The 19,062-nt window shown below is 60.9% G+C and carries 11 protein-coding genes and 1 pseudogene; 3 read left to right on the forward strand and 9 right to left on the reverse strand.

From position 1 onward, the window contains the following. Positions 1–4: 4 nt before the first annotated feature. The 6 genes and pseudogenes from bcsC to bcsR all read right to left on the reverse strand — a co-directional run bounded on the left by bcsC (position 5) and on the right by bcsR (position 10,574). A complete protein-coding gene (gene bcsC / locus RTP97_RS13515; protein ID WP_312414443.1) occupies positions 5–3,544 on the reverse strand; it encodes a cellulose synthase complex outer membrane protein BcsC in 3,540 nt (1,179 codons plus the stop codon). Beyond that, positions 3,532–4,635 (reverse strand): cellulose synthase complex periplasmic endoglucanase BcsZ, encoded by a 1,104-nt coding sequence (gene bcsZ, locus RTP97_RS13520; RefSeq protein WP_312414445.1) that lies wholly within the window; start codon positions 4,633–4,635, stop codon positions 3,532–3,534. Before bcsZ ends, bcsC begins: the two co-directional genes overlap by 13 nt. A 3-nt stretch (positions 4,636–4,638) precedes the next feature. Beyond that, positions 4,639–6,974 (reverse strand): annotated as a pseudogene (gene bcsB / locus RTP97_RS13525) (cellulose biosynthesis cyclic di-GMP-binding regulatory protein BcsB). A 10-nt stretch (positions 6,975–6,984) separates the two neighbouring features. Further along, positions 6,985–9,603, reverse strand: coding sequence for a UDP-forming cellulose synthase catalytic subunit (gene bcsA / locus RTP97_RS13530; RefSeq protein ID WP_312414448.1), 2,619 nt, complete (start codon positions 9,601–9,603; stop codon positions 6,985–6,987). Beyond that, a complete protein-coding gene (gene bcsQ / locus RTP97_RS13535) occupies positions 9,600–10,367 on the reverse strand; it encodes a cellulose biosynthesis protein BcsQ (protein ID WP_312414451.1) in 768 nt (255 codons plus the stop codon). The genes bcsA and bcsQ overlap by 4 nt, the downstream gene beginning before the upstream one ends. An 18-nt stretch (positions 10,368–10,385) precedes the next feature. Continuing rightward, entirely contained in the window at positions 10,386–10,574 is a 189-nt protein-coding gene (bcsR, locus tag RTP97_RS13540) for a cellulose biosynthesis protein BcsR (protein WP_312211788.1), read from the reverse strand. A 169-nt stretch (positions 10,575–10,743) separates the two neighbouring features. Here bcsR and bcsE point away from each other — a divergent pair, with 169 nt between their 5' ends. Genes bcsE through bcsG form a run of 3 tightly spaced genes read left to right on the forward strand, consistent with a single transcriptional unit; the run spans position 10,744 to position 14,163 of the window. After that, complete coding sequence (gene bcsE / locus RTP97_RS13545) at positions 10,744–12,303, forward strand: cellulose biosynthesis c-di-GMP-binding protein BcsE (protein WP_312414454.1); 1,560 nt, start codon at positions 10,744–10,746, stop codon at positions 12,301–12,303. After that, positions 12,300–12,497 carry a cellulose biosynthesis protein BcsF gene (gene bcsF, locus RTP97_RS13550; RefSeq protein ID WP_312414458.1) on the forward strand — a complete coding sequence of 66 codons (198 nt, stop codon included), beginning with the start codon at positions 12,300–12,302 and terminating at the stop codon, positions 12,495–12,497. The genes bcsE and bcsF overlap by 4 nt, the downstream gene beginning before the upstream one ends. Continuing rightward, on the forward strand, positions 12,490–14,163 hold the full coding sequence (gene bcsG, locus RTP97_RS13555) for a cellulose biosynthesis protein BcsG (RefSeq protein WP_312414460.1): 1,674 nt from the start codon (positions 12,490–12,492) through the stop codon (positions 14,161–14,163). Before bcsF ends, bcsG begins: the two co-directional genes overlap by 8 nt. Before the next feature lie 93 nt (positions 14,164–14,256). Here bcsG and RTP97_RS13560 read toward each other — a convergent pair whose 3' ends face one another. The 3 genes from RTP97_RS13560 to RTP97_RS13570 are packed head-to-tail and all read right to left on the reverse strand — an operon-like array spanning position 14,257 to position 18,964. After that, a complete protein-coding gene (locus RTP97_RS13560; protein ID WP_312414462.1) occupies positions 14,257–15,252 on the reverse strand; it encodes a glycosyl hydrolase family 8 in 996 nt (331 codons plus the stop codon). Positions 15,253–15,275: 23 nt separating this feature from the next. Continuing rightward, entirely contained in the window at positions 15,276–15,755 is a 480-nt protein-coding gene (bcsD, locus tag RTP97_RS13565) for a cellulose biosynthesis protein BcsD (protein WP_312414487.1), read from the reverse strand. Next, positions 15,752–18,964 carry a cellulose synthase subunit BcsC-related outer membrane protein gene (locus RTP97_RS13570; RefSeq protein WP_409455946.1) on the reverse strand — a complete coding sequence of 1,071 codons (3,213 nt, stop codon included), beginning with the start codon at positions 18,962–18,964 and terminating at the stop codon, positions 15,752–15,754. Before RTP97_RS13570 ends, bcsD begins: the two co-directional genes overlap by 4 nt. Positions 18,965–19,062 lie beyond the last annotated feature (98 nt).

Raw genomic sequence — 19,062 nt, forward strand, 5'->3', positions numbered from 1 at the left:
CGCGTTACCAGTCGGCGTAAGGCGTCAGCGGCCGCGGCGGCGAATCCATATCGCCCTGCCAGCCTGCCTGCGAGTAGCGGACATAGAGCATGCCGTGGCTCGGGGTGTAATCCTCCGCCTGCTGAATATCAATGGCGGCGCCAACGGACCAGTTGGAGGTAATACGGCGCTCAATCAGGGCGCGCGCCGTATAGCCAAAGCCGTTGCTTTTCGATCCTGGATCGTTATCGTCCCTATCCTGCTCGCGAAACGCTTGCGGAATAAGATTGGTCAGCGGGTAGGTTTTCTGGGTACGAGTCGCCGAATGCGACCAGGAGAGCGAACCGCCCAGCTCCCATGACCAGTTCTCCGTTCGTTCACGCCACGTTACCGGCACGGCAAACGAGAGATATTTCTGCGGGCTGTAGTAGCCCCCCTGGCCCAGGGTGTAATCGCTCAAATCCTTCTCATAGTGCCAGAGCATGTTGCTCAGGCCAACGGTAACGCGACGGTTATCTTCGTTGACCAGCTTGTAGTAATAGCCGGTCATCCAGCGCACGCGCCAGTTATCGTCCACGTTCTTGCCGGTGAGCGCGTCGGCGCTGAGGCTCGCCCAGACGCCGTGCGCTTCGCCCTGGTCGTAGCTCAGGCTAACGCCGCCGCCGGTCGATCGGACGCCGCCCCAGGTTTTGCCGGTACCGCCGCGATCGTTGCCATTCTTGTTATTCGGATCTTCCGGATCGTGGTAGTAGCTGGAGGCATCCTGCTGACCGCCAAAGGCCAGCAGGGAGCTGGAGATGGGACGACGATGCACGTCCAGCGTATAGCCTACCGGGCCGAGATCGTTGCTGTAGCTCAGGCCGCCAACGATATCCACCACCCGGAAGCCCATCGGCGTGGTGCCGATATCCCCTTCCCAGGTATCGTTGCGCCAGCCAACCGCAATGCTCGCCCCGCCGTCGGACTGGCTCTTATCGCCGTTGACGCAGTTTCGCTCACCACAGGTTCCCCAGTTGGGATTGTACAGCCCGTTCGCTTTAGTGGAGAAGGAGCCGGCGTTCATATTGACCACGTCGGTACGGAAGAACATCCGGCCATCGGCAAGCGGCGCATCAGCCTGCAGCATGGTGGTGTTGGCTTTCAGATCGGAGTAGCCGCCGGTGCCGCTGGAGCCCCAGTAGTCATGCGCCAGCGTGACGTTGAGATCCTGCTGGCGATAGAGATCGGCGGCGTCGCTGCGCAGGCCGCGCTTCAGCCAGTCATCGCTGGCATCGTTACGCGTCTGGCGGGTAAAGGTGTCGTTATCCTGGGCGGGCGTGGCAGCAATGCCTGCCGCGACCATCGCCTGTTTATAGCTCTCCAGCGCCAGCTGCGGCTCGCCGTTGGCCTGCTGGAAGCGGCCATAGTCACGCAGCACCGGGGCGCTATCCTGCGACGGCGGCAGCGCCTTCGCCTCGGGCACGATGGTGTCATAGGTGCGCTGGGCCAGAACCCTGTCCCCCAGCTGCGCCCGCACCAGCGCCATTCGACGCTGCATGTTGATGGACGGCGGCTCGGCCTGCGACATCTCGTTCAGCGTCGCCAGCTGCTGGCGCGCCGCAAGCGGGTTGCCCTCGGCAATCGCTACCTCCACCAGGCTCAAGCGGGCATCGGCGTTAGCCGGTTCACGCGCCAGCACGGTCTCATACCCGGCGCGGGCAGCAGCGTAATCACCGCGCTGCTGCGCCCAGTCCGCGAGTGTCAGGTCAATTCGCGTGGAGGCTGGCTGCTGCCTAAGCAGCGCTTCAGCCTCCTGCTCCTGGCCGCTGTCGCGCAGGCGGTTGGCGGTCTCCAGCAGCTGGTTACCCTCCAGGCGGCTCGCCAGCTCCTGCATATTGCTGTCCCACTTGCTGCGCGGCAGGGTATTGAGATGCGACAGCGCGGCGCGATCCTGGTCGTTGCCGGAGAGATAGAGGCTATAGGCATAAATCTGAGTCGGATCGTTAGGCTGACGGCGAACCAGATCGCGCATCTGCGCGTCGGCCTCGGCGTGCTTCCCGGCGCTCCAGAGGTCGCGAGAGAGACGGTAGGCGATCCAGACGCTGTCGGGATCGGCAGCCAGGCGACGGCGTTGAACCTCAGTCGCCTGCGCCCAGCGCCCCTGGTTCTCCAGGGCTTCAGCCTGCTGCGCCAGCCGATCGTTGGCGAGGCTGCGCTCAATGTCATCCACGCTGCGACGCTGGCTGGCGGAGAGAGAGGCAATCCAGGCTGAGGCTTTTTCCGGGGACTGCTCGCGATAAATATTGGCCAGCCCGCGAATGGCGTTGCTGTTGCCGCTGTCCATACGCAGCGCCTGCTGGTAGTAGCGCTCGGCGGCGGCGTTGTCCTTGCGGGCGACGGCGACATCTCCCAGGCCCAGCACGGCATAGCTGTCGGTGTTATCTACCGCGCGTGCCTGCTGATAAAGGCGTTCCGCCTGCGCAGGATTGTTGGCCTTCAGCGCGGTATCACCCTGCTGGATCAGCAGCCAGTAGCGGTTAGTTTGCAGGAGGCTATCCCACTTGCTGCGGTTGCTGCTCTGCGGCGCAAGGGCAATGGCTTTCTCTAGCAGGGGAACCGCCCGGGCGCGATCGCCCTTTTGCGAATAAGCCTGACCGAGCGCCCCGGTGGTTTCACCGCCGTTCTGGTCGGCATTCAGCGCCTGCTGCAGCGGGGCGATAGCCTGTCCGCCCTGCCCGGCATCAACCGCGGCCAGCCCGCGCGAACGGGCGCGGAACGCCGGATCGGCCAGCTGCTGCTGCTGTTTCGCCAGCGTCGCCCGGGCGGTATCCACCGTATCGCCGCTGCTAAATTCGTTCAGAAACTGTTGCAGCGCCTGCACGCTGGCATCGCTTACCGACATATTTTGAATCTGTTGATACCAGATGGCCGCCGCCGCTTCGCGGGTCGTTCCCGACTTCGCCATCTGCCGCAGAACGGTGTAGCCCTCATCGCTGCGCCCGTTAGCAAACAGCAGCTGCGCCAGCGAATTTTGCAACTGAGGGTTGCCGGGATAGCGGCTGTTGGCGCTCTTCAGCTGGGTAATGGCCTGACTGCGCCGCTCGGGCACCTTCGCCACCAGCGTCCAGTATTCGGCGGCGAGATCGCTATCCGGTGGGTTGCCCTGCAAAATTTTGTCATAGGCAGCGATAGCCTCCGCCGTATGGCCGGTGGTTGCCAGCAGTCGCGCCTCCTGCAACCCCTGTCGTCCCTGGGCGGTGGAGAGAGCCATGGTGCTTTGCGCTTCCCGGTACGCCGCCGAGTTGGGGGCGAGCTGCGCCAGCCGATCGAGCTGCTGCTGCGCGCCTGCGGTGTCACCCTGGCGCAGCAGGTAGCGCTGGCGGGCGGCAATCACCTCGGGGTTATTGGGATCGATAAGCTCCAGCCGGTAGAGGGACTGGCGTACCAGATCCTCACGACGGGTGGACTCACCGAGCCGGACCTGCTCCAGCAGCTGTTGCTGCTGGGCTGTCGGCGCCGCATACGTCTTTGGCATCAGCGCGATGCCCAGCGATAAAGCAAGTAAGCGTAGGGTTAGCGTGCGCATTCCTGGCCCCAGTCAGGTTGTAACTCACCTTGGGAGGTGAAACGAAAACGGTGCTCATCCCAGCCCTGTCCAAAGAGGGTGAGCACGTAGCTGTAATAGGCGTCGCTGCCGGGAAAGTTGTCGGCAACGCGCTGGCGCAGCACCGCTTGTGCATCGCGGTTTTGCATAAACGGCAGCATGGCGGCAGAGAAGCCCGTCGCACCGCTGCCCTGCGCTGCGCCGGTGACCACGTTCACCTTCTCCGGCGGCACGCCGTTTTTCGCCGTCAGCGCCGCCATCGGCTTAAAGCGTGCCAGCAGGCGATTTTTTTGCAGATCGCTGTCGTGCATCATGCCGACCCACAGGTAGACGCGGATGGCGTCGTAGCTTGAAACCAGCTTGCTCTCGGGCTTCAGGTTCCAGCCGCGATTTTTCTCATAGCTCACCCAGTCCGGGGAGAAGCCTTTGGGAGCGGTCTCCAGCAGCAGACGCAGGTTGGTCTCCCGCAGCGTGGTCCAGGGCGCGCCAAAGCGGGTGAGGTATTGCGCCACCTGCGGCGGCAGATAGCTGGGATTAAAGCGCCAGCTCTCTTTCTCGGCGAAGCCAATTTTACCCGGCAGCAGCATCGAACCCAGCCCTGGCACGTTCACTACCTCTTCGCTGACGATATGCTTGAGCAGCCCCTGGGCCAGCGCAGTGTAGCGCGGCGCTTTCCACAGGCGTCCGGCCTCAAACAACGACCAGACGATCCAGATATCGGCGTCAGAGGCGGAGTTAGTGTCCAGCACCGTCCACTCCGCTTCGCCCTTCTTGCCCCACAGCCAGGCGGGAAGATGGGCCCCGAGATCGCCCCCGGCGAGGTTATCCTCGGTCCACGTTAAAATCTTATCGAAGCCGGGCCGGTCGTTGGCGGCGAGGGCAAAAAACAGCCCGTAGCTCTGCCCCTCAGAGGTAGTGATTTTCCGGGCGTCGCTGGGATCGATCACCCGGCCGCCGTCGCTGAGGTAATCTTTTTTAAACTGCACCCAGGCCGGCCAGCTACAGGCGGCGTGCGTACTTGCCGCCGCCAGCAGCAGTGTGGCCGCTATCGCGCCACGCAGTAAGGTTTTCATGGCTTACTCATCATCATGCGGGTCGAGACGGCGACGGCTGATGATACGCAGCAGACGCCACAGTACCCAGGCCAGCAGCACGACGCTCACCGCAGCCAGCACCGCCAGCAGCACCGGGTGGTTAGAGAGCGCATACCAGATACGCTCGAACCACGGCAGATGGCCGACGTAGTAGACATCCCCTACCCGCAGACCATTCACGCCCGACTCGCGGATCACCGTCACGGAACCGTACATTGCTGCACGTTTACCGCTATCGTTCATCGCCTCGTTCAGCAGTTCATAGCCGCGCGGGCTATCCGCCAGCAGGGCAACCACGCTGCGCTGGTCGTTGTACGGCGACTGGAAGCCGACAATGGCCGCCATCGGGCCGCTGGAGGTTACCGCCGTCTGGGCATCCGCCTGGCGATCGGTGTTATCCGGGACGATAGACGGGAAGGTGGTCTGGCGCTGCGGCGTCTTCACCCAGCTCTGCGTCGCCTGCACCAGCAGGTCGATGCGCTTGTCATCCTTCAGGCTATCCGGGATAGCGCCGATCACCAGCACGTCGGCATCCTTGTTCTGGATCTGGCTGCCGTCGTTGGTCAGGGTCAGGTTAACCGCCGGAAGACCGGTTTGGGCGCCAATCTGGCCAATGGAGTCCAACAGCGTTGCCAGCTGGCCCTGGGTCGGATTGGCGGGTAGCACCACAATGGTGTCCGCGAGATCCGCCATCCGGCTAAACGGGAAGCCCGCGTTGGCAAAGGCGCGCAGGTCCGGCATCGCAATAAAGTGGTAGTACTTCGAGAAGTCGATGGTCGAGTCATCGCCAATCACCACCCGGTTCTGCACCGGCTGGAAGGTGACGCAGTTATCGACGGTGCCGCCCGGCGTCGGGTTCATGTACTGGAAATCAAAGCGCAGCTGGTTGAGCGCCCCCAGCTGCAGCGCCGGAATGGTGACGGCGGTTTTGCCATCCAGCAGCCCCTGTAGAACCGGCAGGCGCAGCAGCAGGCGGTTGGTGTCCTGGTTGCTGGTGAGGCTGAAGGATTGCAGGAACTGGTTGTTCAGGCTGATATCCATCCGCGAGCTGTCTTTAGTCGGCGGCGCGGTGTAGCGGTAGTTGAGATCCATATCGATGCCGTTGCTGCGCAGCAGATAGAGATCCGGCGGCAGGTTCAGCGCCACGCTGATCGGGTTCGGCTCAAGGCCAACCGACTGAAGCTGTTCCTCGTAGTTTTTCAGCTCGCCAAAGGAGATGGCCCGGTCGGTACGCACCCAGTTTGGCGCATCGTAAGGTTTACGCGCCAGCAGCGGCTTAACGTCGTTCACCTCTACGCGATCGCCCCGGAACAGGACGTTGCCCTGGGCCATGCCCTTCGCCGCCTGGAGCAGATCTTTATCATCACGGCCAAAGACCACCAGCAGCTTCACGTAAGGGTTGTTAGGGTGATTCATCATCACCACCGTCGGGGCATTCACCGGCGGCGCGTCGCGCAGGAAATCCGGACGCTTGTCGTTGGTGGCGAACACAATGGCGTTCCGATCCGGCAGACCGTTGTAGATCACCGGGAAGCTCTGGCCGCGCCAGCCCATGCGGGAGCCAAAGAAGGAGGCGACAATACCTGCCGCCTGCTGCTGCTCCAGCGCAGGTGCGCCAGCAAAGACCATCGGCAGCACCAGCGGACGGTTATCCCGCGCGTCATAGAACGGCACCGGGAAGTGTGACAGGTCGTTTTTCAGCGGCAGGGACTGGTAGGTCATCTCTAGCGAGCTGCTGCGCCCGACGTCCATCCACAGCGTACTGCTGGCCGGGTTTTCACAGACGTCGCGGTAGTGGCCGACGAACTCCAGCCGCACCCGGTTGTAGTCGGTGATATAGAGCGGATCGATAGCCAGCTGGGCGAGAGTCTTCTTGCCCAGCTGCTCTTTGGTGACCGGCAGGACGCCCATCAGCTCATCGTTAAGATAGACCTTGAGCTGCGACTGCACCGGCAGCAGCGACGGCGACGGAGTGTACTCCAGGTTCAGCATCGCCTGCGAGACCACTTCGTCGCTGCGCATCCCGAATTCGATCTGGCCGTCGGGTTTGACTCCACGCAGCACCATGCTGCCCGGAGGGGGCGCAATCTGGGCGAAAGAGAGCTTCACCTCCCGCGACGGGGCGTTCTCCGCAACGATGGGCGCATTGGCGCCGGTTACGCCGGGCATCACCTGGCCGACGGCCTGCGGATCGGCTGCGGGCGCAACGGTCTGCGCCTCAGGCGTCTCGGCGTAGCCGGGGCCGCGTGGGTGACCAGCGACGGGAAAGCACTCATCCCAACCGCCACTGCACAAATCCAGGTAAGTTTTCTTTTCATCGCATTATCATCATTGTTGGGCCATAACCGGATCCGGCTGCTGCACCACCATGCCCCGCGCAGGTCGGCGGGGTATGAACGACACAACCCAGGAGATCAGGGAAGTAAGCGTCCGGAAAATCATTTTCACGGACGATGGAGCAAATTCAGCCAGGTGGCGATAGCCACGGAAGCCAAGCTTGAGAATATCCAGCAGGCTCTCGAGGGGTTTATCTTCCGGGAAGCTATCCTGCCAGAGCGCCCAGGTATCCGCGCGGGCGAAGGTACACTGAACAAAATCGATATGCTGGCGGGTCGTCAGCGGCATCAGCTGCAGGCCCACCTCCCTGCCGTGGACGCGCACTACCTGCGCCGGGAAGACGTACTCCTGCTGGCCGCGCTTGAGCAGCAGGTTGACCTTCTGCCCCTCCAGCACCTGCAACTGGCCGTTGATCTTGATCCCCACCCCACCGTCGGAGAAGTCGTGCACCGTACAGGAGAAGAGATGACCATCATCACGGGCAATGGCCGCTGGCATAGAGATCTCAACGCGATGCGCCCGACGCACCTGCTTGCTTTCTACCGACACCGCCACCGCGCCACCCAGCACGATCAGGTTGTAGAAGACCCAGACGATACTCACCACCACGGTCAGCATCTCGGTCTCCGGACCGTAGAAGTAACGCCAGACGCCCACCAGCACGCCGACGATGTTCAGCAGCACGAGGAAGATGTAGGGCCGGGAGATAACCCAGTCGACATACTCCTCCTCCACGAGGCCGCCCTTCGAGGTCACGTTGAACTTGCCCTTGTGCGGGTTAAACAGCGCCACCATTGTGGGTCTGGCGATATACCAGGCCAGCACCGTTTCGTAGATCTCACTCCAGAACGAGTGGCGATATTTACCCTGAATCTTCGAGTTGGTCAGGCTGGCGTGGATCATGTGCGGCAGCACGAACAGGGCGATCATCAGCGCCGGCGCATAGATGATGTAGGCGTGCAGCAGCAGAAACGCCAGCGGCGCGGTGAGGAAGATCAGCCGCGGCACGCCGGAGAGGAAGTGGAACATGGCGTTGACGTAGCAGAGCCGCTGCGCCAGCTTCAGCCCTTTTCCGAATAGCGGGTTATCGAGACGGAAGATCTGCACCATGCCGCGCGCCCAGCGGATACGCTGCCCGATGTGGGACGACAGGCTCTCGGTCGCCAGCCCCGCCGCCTGCGGAATACGCATATAGGCCGAGGTATGGCCGCGACGGTGCAGGCGCAGAGAGGTGTGCGCATCTTCGGTTACGGTCTCTACCGCAATGCCGCCAATTTCATCCAGCGGACCACGACGGATCACCGCACAAGAGCCGCAGAAGAAGGTGGCATCCCACATATCATTCCCGTCCTGCACCAGGCCGTAGAACAGGGTGCCTTCGTTCGGCGTCTGGCGGAAGCGACCCAGGTTACGCTCAAAGGGATCCGGCGAGAAGAAGTGGTGCGGCGTCTGCATCATCGCCAGTTTCTTATCTTTGATAAACCAGCCCATGGTGAGCTGCAGGAACGAGCGCGTTGGCACGTGGTCGCAGTCGAAGATCGAGACAAAGTCCCCCTTCGCATACTGCAACGCATTGTTGATGTTGCCTGCTTTGGCATGCTCATGGGTAGTACGGGCGATGTACTCTACCCCTACCATCTCGGCAAACTGGCGAAACGACTCGCGGCCGCCGTCGTCGAGGATCCAAATTTTCAGCTTATCTTTCGGCCAGTCGATACCCAGCGCGGCATAGATAGTGTTCTTCACCACGTTAAGATCTTCGTTGTAGGTCGGGACGAAGATGTCCACTGACGGCCACTGGGACATATCCTTCGGTAGCGGTACCGGCTGGCGGTTAAGCGGCCACACTACCTGGAAGTAGCCGAGCACCAGCACAATCCACGCATAGGTTTCAGCAAACAGCAGCACCAGGCCGCACACCAGGCTAACCGGATCGTTCCAGTTGAGCGTCGAAGTGTAGCGCCACCAGATGTAGCGGCAGGAGACGGTCAGCGACAGGACAATCAGCATCAGGGCCGAGAAGCGCCCTGGAATACGCCGCACCAGCAGCGCCACGCCCCACAGCAGCAGCAGGAAGATAAACTGCGACCAGGGATTAAACGGCTGGGTGATGCAGAGCAGAGCAAGGATCAGCGAGAAGAAGACAATCACGCCGATGATAAAACGACGTACGCCCGGCTTCAGGTGCGCCAGCTCTTTCTCTCCTTCCATATGGCTCGTGCGGCTGCTCACCTTCGTTGGCAGGGCGTCCAGCCAGTTGAGGTAGCGGCGGCGGAAATGGGTAAAGCGTGCGCGCTTGCTTGTTCGCGCCCGCGTGGTCGGAGCATTATGCGCGCCGATCAGCAGCCAGACAGTCTGCAGCAGGTAGCGGGCCGGATCGAGGGGACGCGGCCGCTCGGCGCGAATATGGGGATAAAATTCTGCGTGGCGAGCGCGGAGCTGCTGCCAGCGCGGGTGCTCCAGCGGAATAAACAGCCAGGCAAGAAGAGTCCACAGGCAGCCCAGCGCGGCGCTAAACGCCGGTGCGCCGTGGCTCCGGTAGAGGTGGTAACGCGCGCTCAGGCGGGCGTTGACCGGGGGGATCAACAGCAAGGCGGCAAGGCGGCTCATACAACCTGCCCGGCAGTGTCAGGGTGATGAATACGATCCTGCCCGGCGCAGTGCAGCAGGCACCAGTTGGCCAGGGTCAGGATCTCCTCGGCCGCCAGCGAGTCATTGCGGTACTCGCCCAGGGGCTGCTTCGCCGCCAGGCACTCTACCATCGCCTCATCGCGGTGGATAACCATCGGCAGCAGGCGGGGCTGGCTCTGGAGCCAGACCTGGTAGAGATCGTCCTGCAACAGGCTGCCGATGCGCAGATCGTTAATTAACAGATGCGTGCCGGACGGCAACGCCTGCTGATGCAGGCGAACGTGGCAGTTAGTATCGGGCTTCACCACGGTTAGCGTATGGTCGCACTGCGCCAGCAGCTCTCGGGTGAGCGGCGTAAAGTCCGCCGGCAGGTCGAGCAGGATCCACTGGTAGTGTCCCTGCGCCTTCAGCGCCTGGAGCGCAGCGGTGAACGGAACGAGGCGATCGTGCAGAGCATAGATGTTTTCCCGCTCGCCGGCGGCCAGCTGGCCAAACGGCAGCAGATCGAGGCTAGAGGTATAGCGCTGACCTGCATTGCGCCACTCTTTATCGCCCAACAGCGCCCGCGCCCAGCCATCAGCGTGGGTAAACTCAACGTTGAACGAGAGGCGCAGCATGTTATCCGGAGAGGCGTCGATCATCAGCACCGACTCCCCCAGCAGCTGTAGCGCCCAGCCCAGCGCTGCGGTTACCGATGTGGTCCCCACGCCTCCGCGAATGCCTTGCAGACCCAGAATGGCCATCCACGTCTTCCTTATTAATTATTGTTGGCGGGCAAATTCAGCAAGCAGCGGCCAGCGTTTTATCGCCATAGCCAGCTGTTCACGTTGGGATATATCGGTGTAATCAATTTCAGGCAGCGAAAAAACCCGGCTCAGGGCCAGGAAGTCGTTCTGAAAGGTATAACCCAGGGTTGAATCAGTCTGACCGGTCGATTCTTTGTTATACATTTTTACTGCATCTCTTTGAGTGAAAACCCATGAACAGACACCAGCGCGTACCGCCGCCGAAAATTCATTTACATGCTAAATGTGATGTTCTTTAATTTCAATGTTAGGTTTATTTCTCGGCTTTCGCTAGTAAACTAAGGTGCAGACGAATTTGATTAAGAGAGACACCGTGAAGCCCATATTTACCCTTGGCATCCAGTCATTATGGGATGAGTTGAGCCACATGCCAGCTGGCGGAGTCTGGTGGGTCAACGCCGATCGCGAAGAGGATGCCATAAACCTGGTGAATTATACTCTTGCTGCCCAGCATAAAAAAACCCGGGCGGCGCTGATAACTATGGGTCACGATCCTAATAAAATTATTAATTTAGAGGCCGGTCACGGTCCCGACAAAATCCATCTTTTTACTATGCCTAATCATGAGAACGGGCTATTCTTTTTTACCCGCGATCTCCTCAGCGCTATTGAGCCACAGCACTACTTTCTTGTTTTACTCTGTGCCAATAACGTCTGGCAAAATATATCCGTCGATAATCTGCGCAGCTGGCTGGAAAAAATAGACGCCTGGGCGAAATATCATGAATGCACTTTGCTGATAGTTAACCCCGGCAACAATAATGATAAGCAATACTCATTTTTGATGGGCGAATATCGCTCACTTTTTGGCCTGTCCAGCCTGCGTTCCCAGGCCGATATCCATCTTTATGACGTTGCCTTCTGGTTTAATGAAAAAGGCGTCAGCGCCCGCCAGCAGCTTATTGTTGAGCAAAATAACGGCAGCTGGAAAATAGCTCAGCAGGAGCAGGCGTCGGTGCAGCCGCGCAGCGATGAGAAGCGTATTCTAAGTAACGTAATGGTATTAGAGGGTGCGCCGCCGCTCTCGGAGCACTGGGCGCTGTTTGATAATAACGAAGCCCTGTTTAACGAGGCGCGTACCACCCAGGCGGCCACCATTATCTTTTCGCTGATGCAGAACAACCAGATTGAAGGCCTGGCCCGCCAGATCCACACCCTGCGCCGCCAGCGCGGCAGCGCATTGAAAATTATTGTGCGGGAGAAGAACGCCAGCCTGCGCGCTACCGACGAGCGCCTGTTGCTGGGCTGCGGGGCGAATATGGTTATTCCGTGGAATGCGCCGCTCTCCCGCTGTCTGACGCTGATCGAGAGCGTGCAGGGACAGCAGTTTAACCGTCCGGTGCCGGAAGATATTGCCGCCCTGCTGACCATGACCCAGCCGCTGAAGCTGCGCGGCTACCAGACATGGGACACCTTCTGCGATGCTGTAAGCAATATGCTCAGCAATACGCTGCTGCCGACGGACGGTAAAGGCGTGCTGGTAGCGCTGCGTCCGGTGCCCGGCATCCGCGTGGAGCAGGCGCTGACCCTGTGCCGCCCAAACCGCGTGGGCGATATCATGACCATCGGCGATAACCGGCTGATGCTGTTTCTCTCTTTCTGCCGGGTCAACGATCTCGATACCGCCCTGAACCATATCTTCCCGCTGCCCATCGCCGATATCTTCTCGAACCGGGTGGTATGGTTTGAAGATAACCAGATTGCCGCCGAGCTGGTGCAGATGCGCGCCCTGCTGCCGGAGAAGTGGGGTAAACCACTGCCGGTGATCGACGGGCCAAACCCCATTATCAACGCTGAACACAACGGCCAGAGCTGGCGGCGCATACCGCAGCCGCACCGGTTGCCGGGCGGGGCTTCGGAGCAGACATCATGATGCAGTTAAGCGATATCATTCAGCTGGTGGTGCTGTGCGCCCTGATCTTTTTTCCGCTCGGCTATATCTCGCGCCACTACATTCGGCGAATCAAGGCCGTGCTTCGCATGCTGTTTATTAAACCGCGCTATGTAAAACCGGTTGGTACATGGCGCAGTGCTTCGACCGTCAAGGCAAAACGAAAAGATGACTAATCAAACTTTTACCGCCTCTGCGCCCTCACCGCTGTGGCAATACTGGCGCGGCCTTGCCGGCTGGAACTTCTATTTCCTGGTGAAATTTGGGCTGCTGTGGGCGGGCTACCTTAATTTTCACGCACTGTTAAACCTCGTGTTTATGGCGTTCCTGCTGATCCCGCTGCCGCGGCTTAGCGTGCACCGCCTGCGCCACTGGATCGCCATTCCCATTGGCTTTGCTCTCTTCTGGCACGACACCTGGCTCCCCGGCCCGCAGAGCATGCTCAGCCAGGGCTCGCAGGTGGCCGGATTCAGCGCTGATTATCTGCTGGATCTGGTCACGCGCTTTATCAACTGGCAGATGATCGGCGGAATTTTTGTTCTGCTGGTGGCCTGGCTCTTCCTGGCGCAGTGGATCCGCGTGACCGTTTTTGTGGTGGCGATTATGGTCTGGCTGAACGTGCTGACCCTGACCGGGCCGACCTTCTCCCTGTGGCCTGCCGGTCAGCCTACCAATACCGTCACCACCACCGGCGGCAACGCCGCGGCGACCATCGCCGCCGCCGCTGACAAACCGGTAGTGGGCGATATCCCGGCGCAGACCGCACCGCCGACTACCGCAAACCTCGACGCATGGCTGAACAGCTTCTATACCGCAGAAGAGAAGCGCCAGGTCCGCTTCCCGGCGCAGCTGCCTGCCGATGCCCAGCCGTTTGAGCTGCTGGTGATCAACATCTGCTCCCTGTCGTGGGCGGACGTCGAGGCGGCAGGCCTGATGTCGCATCCGCTGTGGTCGCACTTTGATATTCAGTTTAAGCACTTCAACTCGGCAACCTCCTACAGCGGCCCGGCGGCAATTCGTCTGTTGCGCGCCAGCTGCGGCCAGCCGTCGCATAAGAACCTCTATCAGCAGGCGGGTAACCAGTGCTACCTGTTTGATAACCTGGCGCAGCTCGGCTTCTCGCAGCAGTTTATGCTCGACCACAACGGCGTGTTCGGCGGCTTCCTGAAAGAGGTACGTGATAACGGCGGCATGCAGGCTCCGCTGATGGATCAGTCCGGTCTTCCAACCGCCCTGCTCTCCTTTGACGGCTCGCCGGTGTACGACGATACGGCGGTGCTAAACCGCTGGATGCAGTCCCAGGACGGGAACCAGCGCACGGCCACCTTCTTCAACCTGCTGCCGCTACACGACGGGAACCATTTCCCAGGCGTGAGCAAAACGGCGGACTATAAGGTGCGCGCCCAGAAGCTGTTTGACGAGCTGGATGCGTTCTTCAACACGCTGGAAAAATCGGGCCGTAAGGTGATGGTCGTAATGGTGCCGGAGCACGGCGGCGCGCTGCAGGGTGATAAGATGCAGGTTTCTGGCCTGCGCGATATCCCCAGCCCGTCTATTACCAACGTCCCAGCAGGGATCAAGTTCTTCGGGATGAAGGCACCGCACGAGGGTGCGCCGGTGGTGGTCGATCAGCCGAGCAGCTTCCTGGCGGTATCGGAGCTGGTTGCCCGTTCGGTGGACGGCAAGCTGTTTACCGAAGATAGCGTCAACTGGGACAGCCTGACCAGCAACCTGCCGCAGACGGCCCCGGTGTCGGAGAACGCCAACGCCATTGTGATCCAGTACCAGAACAAACCGTACGTGCGTCTTAACGGCGGGGATTGGGTACCGTATCCGCAGTAATGCCACTACTACGGTGAATACCGATATCAACGAATGGCATCTGTTTTGTAGGCCGGGTAAGGCGAAGCCGCCACCCGGCTTTTTTATTGCCTGCTACCGCTGCTCTGCCAGCCAGGAGAGCATCTTCAGGCTCGCGGAGTAGTAGTCGTCCTGGGCGGTAATCTGCGGCTCGCCGTTTTTCACACCGAGGGTGAGATCCCGCACCGCCAGCTGCCCCTCGTTCATATTGTAGGGCGCGCCTTCGTTGGTGGTGACGTTGACCCAGGCCGGGGTCTGGCTGCGACTGAACGTCTGCCACCAGCTGCGCCATGGCGTCAGCAGCGGGCTGTTTGGATCCTGCCAGGCGATATAGAGCGGAATACGTATCGCGTCATAGCTCATGCGCGGCGGCCACTCTTTAGCGGGCTGCATCTTGCCGTCGGCAGCCAGCGCCACCCAGTCGGTAGGCAGATTCGCCTTACCCCAGCCCATCTTGCCCGTCAGCGTCTGCGCGTCGCGGATCAGATCCCGCCACACCGTCAGGTGGCTGCGATCGGCGAACGCCTGCCACGCCGGGAAGATGAAATAGGAGGGGTTGAGGTTCACGTAGCTGTTGAGGTTGAACCCGTTGGCACCCGGCAGCATAACGCGATAGCCCGCAAAGTTAATCACCGTGTGGCTCACCAGCGCTTTGGTGATGGCGTCCGAGGCGGCGCTGTAGCGCCCGTCGTGCCAGCGCGCATCGGCCTTCAGCAGCGCCCAGGCGATCAGCGCGTCGCCGTCAGAGGCGTCATTTTTATCGGGGATCGGATCCGGCTCGACCGGGTTATAGCGCCAGTAGAACAGTCCATTCTCTTTGTTTTTTAACGTCTTTTCCGTCCAGGCCCACATCTTGTCGAAGCTGGCACGATCGTCATTCGCCACCGCCATCAGCATGGCAAAGCCCTGGCCTTCGGTGTGGGAGACGTTTTTATTGCCGGTATCAACGATACGCCCGTCCGGCATCAGAAAGCGGGATTTATAGGTATCCCAGGCGGTACTCGCCTGAGCAAAAGAGGCAGACAGCAGCCCCCCCAGAATAACCATTACGGCAACTACGCGCTTAACCATAGCTGGACTCATTGTGGCTGGACTCATTGTGGATTGTGGTAACGGAACTGAACGTCGGAATGGGAAAACAGACGCTCGCGCTGTACGGTGACGTGTGCTCCCCCGCCCTGCGCCTGCAACCAGCGGGCGTAGAGGCCTTCCAGTATCGCACAAAAGGCGTGGCACCAGCGCTGCCGATCGTCATCGCGTCCCAGCGGTAGCCCCTCGTGGCGCAGCAGCATCCCGTTCTCGTTGGCCACAATATCGATAAAGCCCCAGTTGAACTGGCGCAGCAGGGCATTGATATTTGCCTCCAGCTCCCCTACCGTTTCCGCATCGGGCAGCGGGAAACGCTCGGCCATCGCCTCCCCCATCTGACGCAGGAAAGGCTGGCTGTCCGTCTGCCCCACGTTACGCACCATGTTGTCGATCATAATAGTCAGCAGATCGAACCAGCCCGCTGGCGTCTGCTGCTGCTGAAAGTAGCTCATCAGCGGTGAATATTGACCATTCTGGGTCATCAGTTGCCTCCTAACATATAGCGGAAGTAAAGCCCGGCGGTGCTTTCGTTGTAGTTGCCGAACGTGTCATAGCCGACCTTGCCGCCTATCGTCATATCTTTATTAACGTTGTAGTCCACGCCTGTACGCACGGTGTAGCCGACGCCGCTCTTTGAGCTACCGCCGTAGCGTGCCTCCTTCGCAAAACCTAAATTGGCAAGCATTTCCAATTCACGCTGCGCTTCAGGATCGTTCGGGAAATAGTCGCTACTGTCCTGGGTATAGGATTGATATCCCACCGAGCCGCCAATGCGCAGCTTCCAGTTGTCGATTTTCTGCGAGAAATCAACCGGCAACGAGACGCTGACGTAGTTCTGGGGGCTAAAGTAGCCGCCCTGGCCGAAGGTGTAGTAACTGAGATTTTTAGAGAAATCCATCCAGCTGACGTTCAGACCGGTCTGCAACGCCCTAAAGTCATCATGGTATGGACGCAGATAGACCCCGGCGTTGGCATTCATGCTGGTGTTGCTGGCAACGTTCTCTCCGATATAGCTGTAGCCACCGCCGCCAATATAGAAGCCCGCTTCGCCGTCATCATAGCCCAGCTGTGCGCTGCCGCCGTTTTTGGTCACCTGCCCCCAGCGCCCACCCGAGAAGCTATCTTTCATACCGACGTAAGAGAGCAGGCTATCGGTTACGGCGCGTCGCTCACCTTTAAGGATCAGCGTCAGGTAGTTTGTCAGCTTTGGCGACCACTGAACGCCGCCCACCAGGGTGCTGAGATCCTCACCGAGTGGCGTACTGCCGATATCGATTCGATATTGCTCACCGCTAAGTGCCATCGCCAGCTCAACGCCGCTGGCCTTTTGCGAACTCGTTGAGTCATTAATAGTACTGTTCAGGTTAGGGCTGTACTCACTGCGACTTAACGCGTCCAATACGCCGGTTTCTCTCAGCACATTAAGACGATCAAATCCTTCGCCATTAAAGGGTGAAAGCTCCCGCGCAGTTTGCGCTGCGGTTACCGGGCTGATCTCACCGGTGAGATCCTCATAGGCGTCAACTATCGACTGACTGACGTTGCTGATCCCATTGTTGAGCGGATTCGTGCCGTAGCGACGCCATGCATCTCCCGAGGCGCTGCCCGCGCTGAGGGTAATCGGCGTGGCGGTGAACTCGAAGCGCGACTCGCCAAACGGCGAGCTGGACCACGTCAGCGGTGCTTTGGCTTCGGTCAGCTTGCTGGTGCCGGATTCGCCGTCGCGGCCACGGATCTCTACCCCACCCTGTACCCACATACCGGTTTTTTGCTGCAGATCCTGCATCATCTCATCAACCTGACGTAGGGTTCGGCTCTGCACGGTTTCCATCGGCAGATCGGTGCGCATTGTCCCCGGCAGCGTGCTGCCCGGCTCGCGCGCCGTCTGCGCCACCTGCCACGGCATGCTGTCACCGTTGCTATACGTTGAACGAGCCGCCGTCTTGCTGTTACCCACAAACGGGTTGTCCGCCAGCAATACGCCGTCGATGGTTGGCGTGGCGGCGGCGTTGGTGGACGCCATCCCCAGCAGCTTGCCGCGGGCACTGCGCAGGTAAGTCATCGCCTGCTGGTGGTTGCCTTTTGCCTCTTCCAGCCGGGCCAGCAGCAGCATCCGGTCCGCCGAGCTGTCGTTGCGCAGGCCGCTGGCGAGACTCTGGGCCTTATCAAGGTTGTTCTCTGCCAGCGCCACGTCAATCGCCCCGACGCGAGCGGCCTGATCGTCGGTATCCCGGGTTATCAGGTAGTCGTAGACCACCCCGGCCTCTTTGTTCATCTTACCGGTTTGGTAGAGGCGGGCCATGGCGAACATCAGATCGGTGTTCTGCGGATCGCTCTGCATCGCCCGCATCAGCTTGTCATAGGCGGCGGCGTAGTTACCCTGCTCGCGCAGCTGGTCGGCCTCGTTGATAACGTAGCCGTTGCGGATCCCTGCCAGCTGCGTGGGCGTACTGCGCGCCTGAAGTTCGGGATTGGCGAGGAAAGCCTGGGCCTCGTTGTCCAGCCCGGCTTTGTTCAGAACCGTAACCTGATCGGCATAGTCCCCGGCGTTGCCCTGCACGCCCTGGCGCAGGTTTTCCCGCACCAGCGCCACCGCGCCGTTGAGATCGCCGCTCTGGGCCAGCAGCTTCGCCAGCTTGCCCGCATCCACCGGGCTTTCCGGCGGACGGTGGGTCAGGGTTTTCAGCGTGTTGGCGGCGGCAATATTATTGCCCTGGGCCAGGTAGCGCTCGGCGGTAGCCAGCTGCAGGTTGTAGTTCACTCGCTGGGCCAGATCGCGCATCTGCCCGTTCTGACTGGCGGGAGAGATACGCGACAGCAGGGTTTGCGCCTGCTGCCATGCGCCGTTCTCGCTGGCAAAGAGCGCCGCCGCGTAGAGCGAGCTGGCCCCCGCGCCGTTGCGCGCTGCCGGGGCCATCACCGTGCTGGCCTCGTCGCCGCTGCCGCTCTTTTGCAGCAGGCGGGCAAGGTCGAGACGCAGCCACGGATCGTCCGGCAGACGGCTGACGCCCTGCTGGAGGATGGCGATAGCCTGCCGGGTATTGCCCGCAGCGGCGGCCTGCTGGGCCTGACGACGGAGGGGATCCCCCGGTAGCCCAGTGACGATGCGCGGCTGGAGCTTCGCCTGTAAGCTGGCGGGCAGCGTGCGCAGCATCGCCTGAGCCTCGTCAGACTTGTTCTGCTCGCGCAGGACGTAGAAGAGGTTCTCCCTGGCGGCGGCGTTTTGCGGCTGGTCGTTTAATACCGCGCGCAAGGCCTGCTCCGCCTGGGGATAGTCTTTGTTGTGGCGCAGGACGTCGGCACGGAACAGCTTCGCCGCCGTGCCGCGCTCGCCGCTCTGCTGGGCCAGCGGGGCGGAGAGGGCCAGCGCCTGGCTGACGTTGCCCTCTTTGAGCGCCTGCTGCGCCTCGGCCAGCTGGCCGTAGAAGGCCGCGTCATCCGCCTGGGTTTTGCGCTCCGTTGATGCCTCGCCCCCCTGGCTCGCTGCGCGGCTCAGGTACTGCGAGGCTGCTTTGTAGTCGCCGTTGCGCTGGGCGATGTAGCCCAGTCCGGCCAGGGCATCGGCATCCTCAGGGTTAGTTTGCAGAACCTGCTCAAACTGGCGCTGCGCCGAGCCGGTATTGCCGCTGTTGAGGGCGGTGAAGCCCTCTCCCTTCGCCGCGCCGCCGACGTTTTTCCGGTAGTAGGCCTGCACGTCGCCATCCTGGGGATGGCGCTGGAGGAAGTTATCGTAGTACCGCTCGTCTCCCGCCTGCGGCCCCAGCCAGAGCAGGGCCTGGCGCAGGCCGTCAT

This window comes from Pseudescherichia sp. (genome assembly GCF_031998825.1).
Lineage (GTDB): Bacteria > Pseudomonadota > Gammaproteobacteria > Enterobacterales > Enterobacteriaceae > Pseudescherichia.

Bases quoted from the DNA above. Each gene is read 5' to 3' on its own strand.
- bcsC (WP_312414443.1), bottom strand. From the start codon at position 3,544: ATGCGCACGCTAACCCTACGCTTACTTGCTTTATCGCTGGGCATCGCG.
- bcsZ (WP_312414445.1), bottom strand. From the start codon at position 4,635: ATGAAAACCTTACTGCGTGGCGCGATAGCGGCCACACTGCTGCTGGCG.
- bcsA (WP_312414448.1), bottom strand. From the start codon at position 9,603: ATGAGCCGCCTTGCCGCCTTGCTGTTGATCCCCCCGGTCAACGCCCGC.
- bcsQ (WP_312414451.1), bottom strand. From the start codon at position 10,367: ATGGCCATTCTGGGTCTGCAAGGCATTCGCGGAGGCGTGGGGACCACA.
- bcsR (WP_312211788.1), bottom strand. From the start codon at position 10,574: ATGTATAACAAAGAATCGACCGGTCAGACTGATTCAACCCTGGGTTAT.
- bcsF (WP_312414458.1), top strand. From the start codon at position 12,300: ATGATGCAGTTAAGCGATATCATTCAGCTGGTGGTGCTGTGCGCCCTG.
- bcsG (WP_312414460.1), top strand. From the start codon at position 12,490: ATGACTAATCAAACTTTTACCGCCTCTGCGCCCTCACCGCTGTGGCAA.
- RTP97_RS13560 (WP_312414462.1), bottom strand. From the start codon at position 15,252: ATGGTTAAGCGCGTAGTTGCCGTAATGGTTATTCTGGGGGGGCTGCTG.